The organism is Cellulophaga sp. BC115SP, assembly GCF_009905545.1.
Taxonomy (GTDB): Bacteria; Bacteroidota; Bacteroidia; order Cytophagales; family Spirosomataceae; genus Flectobacillus; species Flectobacillus rivi.
This window is the reverse complement of the sequence record NZ_JAAALB010000051.1, coordinates 26,789-40,294: the sequence shown is the minus strand read 5'-3', so window position 1 is coordinate 40,294 and position 13,506 is coordinate 26,789. Positions and strand designations below refer to the sequence as shown.

Below are 13,506 nucleotides of genomic sequence, written 5' to 3'. Positions count from 1 at the left end.
AAGAACCTGCTACACTAATCAATGAAATTCTATCCCAAATTGAAGGCAATACCTCTTTGGGTAATTTGCCTTGCTGATAGGCCTCCCAACCACCATACAATATCCCTTGGATGACTAAATCTATACTACCGTTGATGATACAACGCTGAGCGGTTTGTTCGGCCACTACTGCGGTTTGAGCTCCGAGGCCAACACCTGCGCTTAGCAATACGGCAAAACCTTGGGCAAATACATTGGCAAAGGCTTCGCCAGCTGTCTCTCCCGCTGGCAATGGTAAATCATACCATTTTAGGTCGGATGAATTGTAATACTTAAATGCCAAAGGGGTATCGCTACTTTGGCAGACCCATACGTTGTTGACTAACCATAGAGGTAATGGGGTTTTCCATATAGTGGGTTTACCAAAATACGTGATTGCTGGTGTAAGTGAACTCCCTGAAGAGTACATGCAACCTTCTTTAAAATCTACAAATTTGTAATCTTCACAGCCATGTCCTTGTGCATAACTTGTAGTCAGTTGGAGCTGTGTTAGCAACGACAGCGCCGTCGGCAGGTCAGGAGAAGTGGTTGGCTTGTCTGTTAAATTGGCGTCTAAAGGTTGCTTCTCCAAGTCTACTGCTGTACTAAGCAAATCTTTTAGTTCGGATGATTTGCTTTGAGTTAGAGCTATTTTACAAGGGTTTTTGAGATAAAAATCCTCCAAATATGGCATACCTATAGAGGCATAAAGCACTTCTGAATCGTCAGTATTTCGGTTCCATACCTTCCCTTGGCGGTCACAGTCTATCTCATTGAGTAGTGATGTTTTGATATTGTCGATGGAAGAGTAAAGACGCTGAAATTCTGGAAACTTTGGGTTATCACCATATTTGTCTACCAGCTTTTTTTTCCAATCGTCCATACCTTTCTTGACAGCATTACACACGCTATTATACTTTTGATAATCGGAGGGCTCAATGGGTGTCCCTTTGGCTATTTTATCAAGTAACTCTTGTGCAATAAGTCCCATATCTGAGACCGCTTGTCCAAAAGTACCTGAATAACTTCCGGGGCTGTTGAGCGAATTGTAAAGTGCTTGGTATTGTGTATTAAGGTCACCGACTATGAGGTTGGGATTGGAACCTGCAACTATTACCTCGCCAGAGGTCAGACAGCCATAAGCATTTCCCATATAGTCTTTTCCTTCTCCTTCTTTGAGGGTAATGCCACTCCAAACTACAGGGATACGTTGCCCAAAAAGAGGCATATACAACAAGCCTTCCCCAGAGGTTTGGTTGACGACTTTGGTTATACGAACATCATAGCCATTGACATAAAAGGTACTGTTGGGTTTGCTGGTAAAATCTTTTGTTCCCTGATAATCAGAAACATCGTCTGGTTGGCAAGCGAATACGGCAGTTTGATTTACTTTCCCACATCGAATTTCGGATTTTGGTTCAGCGTTCAAGGTATTGACCAAATTATCGTAGACAGTAGGGTCAACATCAGCCCCATTCACGGGAATATCCGCAGGGTTGATGGCTTCTTCTCGTGTATAAACAACAACAGGAGCTGCAGGAGTCATGCTCTTGAGCATTGGGGTAGTATTTTCAGGATATTTGCTTGACTTCCAATCGCTATATTCGCCACCATAGCATTGGCTTTGAATCTCTACATCATACACCTGTTCCCTGTCAAATTCCAAACGGTGATAAGTCCATGAGGTAATATAGTGGCTATACTCATTGGTGCCTTGTATGCGCCACCGTAGGTCGTAGTTTTGGGCTTGATTGATTTTGTCCCAATAGATTTCGGTATAGCCCGAGCCTATACTTTTGAAGTTGAGTGCGGGTGCTTGACATTTGAGTCCGTATCTAAACTCCCATATTTCACTTTTTCCATTGTTTTCGTAGACATTATTACCAAAAGGGTCTACCACTTGCACCTGCCAAGCATAGTGCTTGCCCACTTGCAAAAGAGGCTTGGTGGGATCATACACTAACATTGGTACCGATACACTACTGGTGTAAATAGGTGTTTTACCTTCGGCTACATCATAAGGGTTTTCGTCTTCGCCCAATTCCCAGAGGCTAAAATTATAGGTCAAACCTCCAGCACCCGACAAGGATGTTCCTCGGGGAGTCCATGCAAAACTAAAATTCTGTCCATAACGAGCATCTATTTCCGATTCGTTACTAGGAAGGTTTAGCAAAGGAGCTTGCCCATTATTGACAGTAAAGGCTATTGAAATCTTGTCAGATACCTGTCGGTGATTTCTAGCAGCATCTAACTCAAAGAAAGTCAACTCAATCGTCCAAAAGCCATTGGGTAATACTCCTCCTTGGGTAAAGAGACTTTCGGGAACTCCAGAGGCGTCTAAATTTTGATAGTTGAAGTTCTCAGCGAAATCTATTCCTGAGAGTTGCAGAGGAGATCCAAAGTTGACTTTTATGCCTTTAGTGGCTACAAAACTTTGAGGGTTAGCTATTTCAATACCCACCCGAGACAAACGTATACGGGCAAATATTTCTCCGGGAGTACTACCAATATCCTTGGCTACTAGAGTAAGATTGAGTGCTTGGGTATTGTAAAGACTCGACCATGTGAGCGACGAAGGTGTCATAAAAGCACCATAGCCTGAAATAGGATAATTCTGTGCGTAGGCGTTAGGCAATGAGAGATTGAGGTATAAAACCAGAACTAATAATAAGTGGTAGATTTTCTTCATAGAGAACTGTTAAGTTAGTTTTTTGTTGAGACTAACTTAGCTCCATAAAGTATCAGTGTTTTTATTAGTTTAGTTTGACTTAAGGTTTTAGAGTTGCAGAAATATTTCTGAAAAATTTCTAATAAAAATGAGCCTCAAACAAAACCATTAAAGTTCTATTTGAAGCTCATTTTTGTATCATTTAAAAAATCTTGATCTACTCCTGCTGACCCGCCTCAGAAATGAGTTGATCAGATAGTTCTTTTCCTAAATATCCGTCTATCAAATTATGGGCTAGGTAAATGAGTGGTGTCATGATAATAGCCGAGAAGAATTTGTATAGATAATTGTTCAAAGAAGTAGAAATCCATTGGTCTATTGTCCAGTTGCCAAATACCACGAAGGCAATACCAATCACAACAAAGCTATCTATCAATTGCGATACTAAGGTAGAGCCTGTTGCTCGAAGCCAAATCTTCTCACCTTTCGTTACTTTTCTAATCGAGTGAAACACATACGCATCCAGAATTTGACTAATCAAAAATGCACTTAATGAGCCCGTGATAATACCTAATCCTTGACGGAAGATTTTGGCGAAAGCCTCATTGATATTGAAATTATGGTCGCCTTTGTTGACATCCAGCCAAAAGTCTGCTGGTACTAGTAAGGTTGCACCGTAAATAATCAAAAAGCTGTAGGCGATGAAACCAGCCGTCAAATAAGAAATACGTTTTACGCCTTTTTTACCAAAATATTCATTGATAATATCTGAGGTAATAAAAACAAATGGCCAGTTGAGCGCCCCAGCAGTTTGATTTAAGTCCCAAATGCCAAAAAAGGTATTGAGGTGAATTGGTGCAAAACCCAAAGTTTTTTCTACTGAAAAAATCTTGGCACCAACAATTTCGGCTACAATGGCATTGGTAAGGAATATTCCAAAAAGAAAGATATACAGTTTAGTACGTTTCGAGTCCAAGGTCGAAGTTTCGATGTGCATAAGTTAGTGCGCTTAAGAATAAAGCTATTTATTAGTTGAATTGTTGGTTTTAGGGTAAAATCACCACTATTGAGATAGATTTTAGTTCTAAAATACAAACAAACCCGTAAAAGTTCAAACAGAAGGGTTCGAAAGCTAGAGGTTTAACTTATAAAAGCTTAAAAGTGTTTGCTGGAGAGTTTTGTATTATCGATTAATTTTTGGGACAAATACAAAAAATCATGAGTCAGCACTAATTTAGCGATTTAGTGATTGAGCGGATGAGTGATTATGTTAAAATTTGTATTCTAGTGTTAAAGATGCAATGATTGCGTCTTAAGCCAAGTTATATCTAGTATCGTAATATCAAAAAAGCGGTTGAAAAATATTTTTCGACCGCTTTTTTGATGAAAATTTGGAGAATAACCCTAATCTTAAAATTCGAGATGACTCATGTTTGTTGCAGATTAATTTATAATTAAGCCGTCCTGCATAATGAGTTTTCGGTCTGCCATATTAGCCAATTCCTCGTTGTGAGTCACGACAACAAAAGTTTGCTGAAATTTATCTCGCAGGGTAAAAAACAGTTCATGTAACTCTTGTGCATTTTTAGAATCTAAATTACCAGAAGGTTCATCTGCAAAAATAATCGCAGGCGAATTCATCAACGCTCTAGCCACCGCAGTACGTTGCTGCTCACCTCCTGACATTTGTGACGGTAGATTATTGATTCTATCTTTTAGCCCTAGCATTACCAATAACTCCTCAGCCCTTTCTCTTACCGCTTTATCTCCTTTTCCACCAATAAATGAGGGCATACAAACATTTTCAAGTGCCGAAAACTCACCTAATAGGTTATGAAATTGAAAAATAAATCCAATTTTTTCATTTCTAAAAGTAGCCAAAGGCCTCTCTCCTAGTTGGGTGACATCTTGTCCATCGATGATTAGACTTCCAGCGTCTGGCTGGTCTAATGTACCCAAGATATGCAATAAAGTACTTTTTCCTGCCCCCGAAGCCCCAACAATTGAGACAATCTCCCCTTTATTGATATTCAGGTCTATTCCTTTAAGTACTTGTAAGGAAGCATAACGTTTGATGATATTTTTTGCTATTAACATGCCTATTTCAAATAAAACTTTTCCCTTTTTGATTATTTTTTCTTAGAAACAACAAAATATATTTTCTAGATATGTTGTCGTTTCAGTACGGTCTCTCTACCACAGGGCAAAAAAAGTTAAATATTTCCTAAAAAAAAAGGGTATAGGCTTAAATGCCTATACCCTTTTTTTATTTATTAGATAATTAGATTTTTATTTAGAAAATATCATAAATCCTCGATGGAGTAAATTCCTCATTTCGATTTATTTAAAAAACCTTATAAATTATCTAACTTTTAGCTTTTGTACTTAAACTAGTATCCAGCATTCTGAACCAAAGATTTGTTTGTATCTATTTCTCGTTGTGGAATTGGGAGTGTCAAAGCGTTAGAATTGGAAGTTAAAGCACCAACACTTTGTTTAGTTCTTTTGATATCTAAATAATTACCTCCTTCAAATGCTAACTCCAGGCGTCTTTCTTTTAAGATATCTGCTAAAGTTAAGTTAGTTAATAAATTGGCTCCAGCTCTATCACGAATCTTATTAATATCAGAAATAGGCAACGCACCAACCGTAGTACCAAGTCTAAAATTACATTCCGCTCTTGTAAGATACATTTCTGCAAATCGAATAATTGGCAAATCGCCATATCTATCAGCAAACTTCAAAGTAAAATTAAGGTTATTTACACGCTCGAAAAATTTACCTCTTGAATCCTCTGAAGAATATAAGGATAAGAATTTTGATTGCACACGAATATCACCACGTCCATTGCTAGCTGTAGAGCCATAGAATGTATTTAAATCATTTGCTCCATCTTGGTCGGTAACAATAATTCTAAAAATCAACTCTTCAGTATTTGAACCATCAGCAAATGCATCAGCAAATGTTGGTGCTAAGGCGTGTACTCCTGAGGTAATAACACGATTGGCAGCGTCTCTAGCCAAAGCGTAGTTGCCCTGTGCTAAATAAACTCTCGACAGCATTGCCGCTGCTGCATTTTTTGAGGCAAAACCATAGTTATCTACTTGCGAGCTCAATAGCTGCTCAGCTTTTGTTAAATCATCTATAACCTGAGCATAAACTTGAGCTACTGTAGCACGAGTACGGTAATCATCCTGTGTAATACCACGAGTTGGCGTCAATATTAAAGGTACTGCAAGGTTTGTGTTATTATCTCCATCACCCCAGAATTTTCCATATAAGTTTACCAAATCAAAATACAAGGCTCCTCGAATAAAACGGGCTTCACCCTCTACTCTATTTCTATTAGCATCATCAACCTTTGATATTGCCGACAATACATTGTTTACACGGTTAATTGAATTGTAGCTATCGAGCCAAAGATTAGTAATATCACCATTGGTCGTAGCAATAGTTTTTCTCCAAATTTCGTCAAGAGTTGTAAATGTACCTCCAAATACGACATCTCTGTCATCTACTAATAGTTCTTTTATGTACTGGCTCCCCCCTCCCCAAACATTTACGTCACTGAGTCCATCATAAGCACCATTAAGTGTTACTTGGATATCTTTCGATGTGTTTAAAGCCGCAGATTCATCAATACTTACTTTTGGCTCTAAATCTAAGTAACTATTATCACAAGAGGTGAGTGTTGAAACAGCTAAACCTACTAAGAATATATTTTTAGTTAATTTTTTCATATCAAGAATCGTTTAAATTAAAAGCCCAAATTTACACCAAATGTAATTGTTCGAGGTTGAGGCGCAGTGTAAAAGTCATAACCTAATGCAACGTTCGTCACAATATCATCAGCATTTACCTCTGGATCCCAACCAGTGTATTTTGTAAATGTTGCGAGGTTCTGACCTGTAACAAATACTCTCATACTATTAATATTTGCTTTTTGTAGCAAAGTTTTAGGTAAATTGTATGCTAGTGTTATTGTTCTCAAACGCACAAATGATCCATCTTGGATAAAACGACTTGAAGGTTGAGCTCCATTATTATAAAACAAACGAGCTTCTGGAATATTCGTATTACGATTTGTTGATGTCCATGAATTCAACTGATCTACTGTCTGATTGTCTTCAAATCGACCATTGGCAGATGAGAATCGACCTACCCCATAGAAGTTGATTTCATTACCAAACTGTCCGTTAAAGAACACGCTCAAATCAAACCCTTTATAACTAAACGTGTTGGTAACTCCTCCAGTCCAATCTGGCAATGCTTTACCCACTACGACTCTCTGAGCTTGGTTGTACACATTTGTTGTTGTACGGTCTACAGTTCCATCTGCATTTTTCGTGTTTTTATACCATAAAGCGTCACCATTGTTAGGGTCAACTCCTGCATATTCAGCAGTAAAGAATGTACCTATAGGCTGACCTTCAACAGCACGGCTCATTGTACTTAAACCACCTTCAATAATTTGTCCTTGTAAATCAGTAACCTTGTTGGCATTGAATGCTAAATTGATGCTTGTTCTCCATTTAAATGCACCAACTAGGTTTTCTGTATTCAATACAAACTCAACACCTTTGTTCGTTAATTTACCAACATTACGAGTCTGCACTGCAAATCCTGTTGTGCCTGGAACGTTAACGTTTAACAATAAGTTATTAGTTTTTTTCTCGTAATAATCAATTTCACCTGAAATTCTATTATCCAATAATCCAAAGTCAATCCCTACATCAAATTGGTCGGTAGTTTCCCAACTTAAATCTGGGTTAGCCAACTGAATTGGTCTTTGACCAGGAATACCACCATAACCAGCATCACCAGCAAATAAGCCTCTTTGTGGGAAATTTCTCACATTAACAGAGCTTTCAGTACCAATCTCGGCATTCCCTGTACGACCATAGCTTGATCTCAGCTTCAAAAAGCTTACAGTTTTATTTCCTTTCAAAAATTCTTCTTCAGAAATTACCCAACCTGCAGATACCGCTGGAAACAAACCATAAGGTTTATTTTTACCAAAACGCGAAGATCCATCGACACGAGCACTCAATCCAAAAATGTATCTATCATTAAATTTGTAGTTTGCACGAGCAAAATATGAAACGAAACTAAACGAAGTTTCCCACGACTCTCCTCCTGTTTTTCTAGCTGCTGATGAAACCGTTTGATACGAATCTGAAGGGAAGTCTTGACCTTCTATGTAATGTGACTTTGCAGTTGAGTTTTGAAAAGACATACCACCAATTGCTTCGATCGAATGAATACCAAAGGCTTTTGTATAAGATAAGAAATTGTTGGTATTATAGTTTTCTACTCTTACCGTTCTGGCAAGTCCCAAACCTCCATTTACGCCTGTATTTCTAAATGTTAGGGAGTTATAATATTGCTCTTCTAATTGGTTAAGCACGTCTACCCCATATTCTGAACGGAATATCAAATCTTTAGAAATCTTTAACTGACCATAAATACTTCCGATAGTTCTATTCACTGTTGTGTTGTAGAAAGCGTTTCCAATATTTACCATTGGGTTATAGTAATAAGGAACATACGGATCTCCTGGTAATGAACCTGTAGGCAAGCCTGTGGTAGGGTCTGTAGACGGAGTCATTGGAGGTAATGCAACCATTTGCATTGGGTTATCAAATTGGCGATCGCCCGACAAACGATTATTTAAACTGCGAGACAATGACATACTTGCCCCCATCTTAAACTTATTGGTCAAGTTATGATCCAAGTTGATACGACCAGTAGCACGCTTTAGTGCGTTTCCAATCAAAATACCTTTCTGATCAAGATACTGACCTGATACATATATAGAGGTTTTGTCAGTTCCAGAACTAATATTCATATCATATTGACTCATCGGTGCATCTTGATACGCCAAGTCTCCCCAATTTGTAGAAACTTGGTTGGCAGTACCAAATGTACCCAAACCTTGCGTCTCAAAGAAGCTATTCATATAAGCTGTGTACGAATCTCCATCAGCAGGGTTTATTCCTTCTATTCTATCTGAATTTCCTGCAGCCATCTTATAGTAGTTCACATATTGCTCAGTATTGAGAAACTGTAATTTTCTAGTAGGCTTACTAGAACCTGTCTGATAACCAAAATTCACACGTGTTTGCCCAGATTTTCCTTTTTTGGTCGTGATGATGACTACACCATTAGCAGCACGAGCTCCATAGATAGCTGCAGCAGAAGCATCTTTCAATACTTCCATTGATTCAATATCCTGAGGGTTAATATCAGCAAGAGGGTTAGTAGAACCAAACTGAAGCGCAAGGTTATTAGTCGTCAATGGAATACCATCAATCACGAACAAAGGCTGAGTACTCGCAGAAATAGATCCTTGACCACGCACATTGATACGAATACCTTGACCAAGTTTACCTGTTCCAGAATTAACAACAACCCCAGCGGCCTTTCCTTGAATTGCCTGATCGAATGTGGTTACAGGCATATCTGAAATTTCAGTAGATTTTATCTTTGCAATATTCCCTGTCAAATCTCTTTTTATCTGAGTACCATAACCAACTACCAATACTTCTTCAAGAGCTTTTGTATCCTCCTTCAAAGTAATGTTAATGGTAGTTTGGCTACCTACAGGTATTTCCTGTGACGTAAACCCTACAAAACGGAATGATAATACCGACTTTGAACTCGGTACAACAATCGAATAGTTCCCCTGAGTATCAGTTTGAGTACCTTTAGTAGTACCTACTATTTGGACTGTCACGCTTGGTAAAGCAGAGCCGTCAACTGAAGATGTAACTTTTCCTGTAATCTTGCGTTCTTGGGCATTTGATTGAAAGAAAATACCAACCACAAGCAGGAAACTCATTAGTAAAAGCTTCTTCATGAAGTGTATGTGTTTAGTTAAAAAATGAAAAAAAATAGAAAAATCAGGTTACGTTGAGCACAACGCACCTCACAAGTTTACACCCGTAAAAATAAAAATGAAAGTAAATTCACTAATTAATAGCCCTAAAATGAGTATAAACTACTAATAGTAGCAAGCCTCAGCTTAGATTAGTGATAATTCAGGGAAGAGAAATGATATAATTATCGGCGAAATTATGTTAGCGAGTCCAAGTTGTAAAAAAATCATTAACAAATCAATTATTTCATTCCGAAGGATAAAAATAATTTTGATTTTTAGGTCTGGCTTTGTAGCTGTTACAGCTTATTTTAAGCATAAATAATCATCGGACTATAAATATTTAGCAAAGAAAAACACTATGTTTAGAACTTTGTCAGTAATTTAGCGAGCGATTTCTCCAATAACAGTGAAATGCGCCCTATTGTTTGGCTCAAAATCATTGACGTTATTGGGTCATTGTCCCAAAAGGAAGCTTTTTCCTGCATTGTACATTAAAGTTTCATAAACAATTGTATATCAAATGAACATTCACGAGTATCAAGCTAAAGACATTTTGAAAAGCTACGGTGTTCGCATCCAAGAAGGCATCGTTGTTGATACACCAGCACTGGCAGTAGAAGCTGCCCGTGAATTAACGGCCAAAACTGGTACCGGATGGCACGTAGTGAAGGCTCAAATCCACGCAGGTGGACGCGGTAAAGGAGGTGGTGTTAAACTTGCTAAAAACCTAGAAGAAGTTCGTGAAAAAGCAGAACAAATCTTAGGAATGCAGTTGATTACTCACCAGACTGGTCCAGAAGGTAAAAAAGTTCACAAAGTTTTGATCTCGGAAGATGTTTACTATCCAGGTCCTTCTGAAATTAAAGAATACTACCTTTCTATTCTATTAGATCGTGCTAAAGGTTGCAATGTAATCATGGCCTCTACAGAAGGTGGTATGGACATCGAAGAGGTGGCTGAGCACTCTCCAGAGAAAATCATCAAAGAATGGATTGATCCTCGTGTTGGTCTTCAGCAATTCCAAGCTCGTAAAGTAGCTTTCGCTCTTGGTTTGTCTGGTGAAGCTTTCAAAGAAATGGTGAAATTCATCAACGCTCTTTACAAAGCTTATTTAAACACTGATTCTTCAATGTTCGAAATCAACCCTGTGTTGAAGACTTCAGATAATAAAATTTTGGCAGTTGATGCTAAAGTGAATCTTGATGATAACGCTTTGTTCCGTCATCCAGACTTTATCGCTTTGCGTGATACTAGCGAAGAGGATCCTTTGGAAGTTGAAGCTTCTGCAAACGACCTTAACTATGTGAAACTTGACGGTAACGTTGGTTGTATGGTAAATGGTGCAGGTTTGGCAATGGCTACAATGGACATCATCAAACTTTCTGGTGGCGAGCCTGCTAACTTCCTTGATGTTGGGGGTGGTGCAAACGCTAAAACAGTAGAAGCTGGTTTCCGTATCATCTTGAAAGATCCAAACGTTAAGGCTATTCTTATTAACATCTTTGGTGGTATCGTTCGTTGTGACCGTGTTGCTACTGGTGTTGTTGAGGCTTACAAAGCTATTGGTGATATTCCTGTACCTATCATCGTTCGTTTGCAAGGAACAAACGCTGCTGAAGGTGCTAAAATCATCGACGAGTCAGGTCTTAAAGTTTACTCTGCTGTAGTTTTGAAAGAAGCTGCTGAGAAAGTAGAGAAAGTTTTAGCTGGAACTATCTAATTCTAGATATACTCACAATAAAAAAGCTATCCTTCGGGATAGCTTTTTTTGTTTTACACGATTCAAGATATTGGTGAATTGAGAATTAGGACTGTACGAACAATTATAAAAGCCATTCATTTCGGATATCGGATGTTGGATTTCGGAACTGTAACCTTATGTATTTTGTAAAAACAAAGATGATTTTCTTTATTTCCGAAATCAGAAATCCCAAATCCGCAATAGCTGGAAACCCTTCGAACACTACTAATTATAAGTGGTGAATTAGTGAACAATTTACCACTCACAATTCAAAACTCATCACTCCTCTAGTTTCTCTGTACTCCTCCAGAACCTGATGGCTTGTAGTATTTCATAGCCTCAGGCAAGATACTTTTTATATCAGCAATACGTTGTTCGTCAGTTGGGTGGGTCGACAAAATTTTAGGAGGTTTTGAACCTGAGCCTAATTTTGCCATTCTTCCCCAAAAGCTAACAGCTTCGTTTGGATCATACCCTGCCATTGACATGAAAATCAATCCCAAATGATCTGCTTCTGATTCTTGTCCACGACCATTGGCCAATAAAGTCAATTGTGCTCCTGCTGGTGCAGCTACTCCAAATACTGAATTCCACAAATTTTGAGTTGCTTGAGGTTTGTCTTTCATCGCAATACCTAAGCCTACTTGTCCAGCTGCTAATAGTCCTTGAGCAATCATACCTTGACTCATACGTTCAGCACCATGTTTTGCAATAGCATGTGATACCTCATGCCCCATCACAACTGCCAGGCCTGCTTCATTTTGTGTTACAGGTAAAATACCTGTATAAACAACCATTTTACCCCCTGGCATACACCAAGCATTTACTTCACTACTTTGTACTAGCTCTGTTTGCCATTGATACCCTTGCAAATAATTAGGATTACCAGTTTGCTCAAAATACTGCTGAGCTGCCCTAGCAATTTTATCTCCTACCTTTTTTACCATCGCAGCCTGTTGAGTAGTAGGAGAAATTACTTTGTTGGTGTCCAAAAATTGTTTGTAACTCGTCAATGCCATAGAGTTCATTTCGTCATCGGATACTAACAAAAATTGCTTACGTCCAGTAATAGGCACACTACTACAAGCCCAAACTAATCCTGCTACTACAAGAGGAATGTATAATAAGATACGTTTCATAATGATATGTAAATTGATAAATAAAAAATGACGGTTGGCATTTCGAGGTCAAATTAATTGAAAATGCCTGTATGACTATACATATTTTGTATTCAGACGCAAAAGTTGTAAAAAGGTACTAAATTTTCTAGTATTTCGACGTAGTTTTGTAATAAAGTATAACATTCGTCAACCTTGCTAACCCAATAAGCGTCCATTGTTTGATGATATCTAAGCATTAGCTCAGCGCTATGAGACTGATAATCATCGTTTTTTGAGCATATTCGATGAAATAGTACTTAGAGAACTCTTTCAATTTCACTATTAACGATTTCTTATGAAAATTTTGTGTATAGGTCGTAATTACGCCGAACATATTGCTGAACTTCAGAACGAACGTCCTTCAGAGCCCGTTATTTTTATCAAACCAGATACTGCGCTCCTTCGTGACAATGAACCTTTCTATATTCCTGATTTTTCAAATGATTTACATTATGAAGTTGAAATCGTTTTGAAAATCAACAAGATGGGTAAAAACATTGAGGCAAAGTTTGCCAGTAAATACTATGATGAAATCGGTATTGGTATCGACTTTACTGCACGCGATGTACAGGCTAAATTGAAAGAAAAAGGTCTTCCTTGGGAAAAAGCCAAGGGTTTCAATGGCTCTGCTCCTATTTCAGGATTTTTTCCTAAATCAGAAATAGCTGATATGAATAACCTAAATTTTCGTCTAGAAATAAACAACGAAATTCGTCAAAATGGAAATACATCCATGATGCTTTGGAATTTTGACGAAATCATTGCCGAAATTTCAAAATATTTTACTCTCAAAACAGGCGACCTTATTTTTACTGGTACTCCTGCGGGTGTGGGCGCTGTAAAAATCGGCGACAGACTTACTGCTTATATCGAAGATAGAAAAATGCTTGATTTTGAAATCAAGTAATTCAAATCATATTCTGGTCAGCAGGTTCTTGCCTGCTGGCTTCTTCTTTTCATCAACGCTTCAAAATATATACACTCTGCCCTATTTTAGTTAATTCATCCAACACAGATTCATCTTTTAATTATAGCGTGT

8 protein-coding genes are annotated in these 13,506 nt (G+C 38.1%); 2 read left to right on the top strand and 6 right to left on the bottom strand.

Features of this window, described 5'->3' with window-relative positions; genetic code table 11:
- The 5 genes from GVN22_RS23475 to GVN22_RS23455 form a co-directional block, all read right to left on the bottom strand.
- The coding region (locus tag GVN22_RS23475; RefSeq protein WP_166553451.1) for a hypothetical protein at positions 1 to 2,707 on the bottom strand (2,707 nt) is incomplete at its 3' end.
- A gap of 196 nt (positions 2,708 to 2,903) precedes the next feature.
- Complete coding sequence (locus tag GVN22_RS23470) at positions 2,904 to 3,683, bottom strand: queuosine precursor transporter (protein ID WP_166553450.1); 780 nt, start codon at positions 3,681 to 3,683, stop codon at positions 2,904 to 2,906.
- Between the two features lie 446 nt (positions 3,684 to 4,129).
- Positions 4,130 to 4,783, bottom strand: a complete 654-nt coding sequence (locus GVN22_RS23465; protein ID WP_166553449.1) for an ABC transporter ATP-binding protein — start codon at positions 4,781 to 4,783, stop codon at positions 4,130 to 4,132.
- Positions 4,784 to 5,076: 293 nt separating this feature from the next.
- Positions 5,077 to 6,426, bottom strand: coding sequence for a RagB/SusD family nutrient uptake outer membrane protein (locus GVN22_RS23460; RefSeq protein ID WP_166553448.1), 1,350 nt, complete (start codon positions 6,424 to 6,426; stop codon positions 5,077 to 5,079).
- Between the two features lie 17 nt (positions 6,427 to 6,443).
- A complete protein-coding gene (locus tag GVN22_RS23455; protein WP_166553447.1) occupies positions 6,444 to 9,545 on the bottom strand; it encodes a TonB-dependent receptor in 3,102 nt (1,033 codons plus the stop codon).
- 541 nt (positions 9,546 to 10,086) lie between these two features.
- On the opposite strand from GVN22_RS23455, the gene sucC reads away from it, so the two are divergent.
- Positions 10,087 to 11,286, top strand: a complete 1,200-nt coding sequence (gene sucC / locus GVN22_RS23450) for an ADP-forming succinate--CoA ligase subunit beta (RefSeq protein ID WP_166553446.1) — start codon at positions 10,087 to 10,089, stop codon at positions 11,284 to 11,286.
- A 308-nt stretch (positions 11,287 to 11,594) separates the two neighbouring features.
- Here the strand turns inward: sucC and GVN22_RS23445 are convergent, their stop codons facing one another.
- The gene (locus GVN22_RS23445) at positions 11,595 to 12,446 is read right to left on the bottom strand and encodes a M48 family metallopeptidase (protein ID WP_166553445.1); all 852 of its coding nucleotides are present in this window, start codon (positions 12,444 to 12,446) and stop codon (positions 11,595 to 11,597) included.
- A 316-nt stretch (positions 12,447 to 12,762) separates the two neighbouring features.
- On the opposite strand from GVN22_RS23445, the gene GVN22_RS23440 reads away from it, so the two are divergent.
- A complete protein-coding gene (locus tag GVN22_RS23440) occupies positions 12,763 to 13,374 on the top strand; it encodes a fumarylacetoacetate hydrolase family protein (protein ID WP_166553444.1) in 612 nt (203 codons plus the stop codon).
- The last annotated feature ends 132 nt before the right edge of the window (positions 13,375 to 13,506 follow it).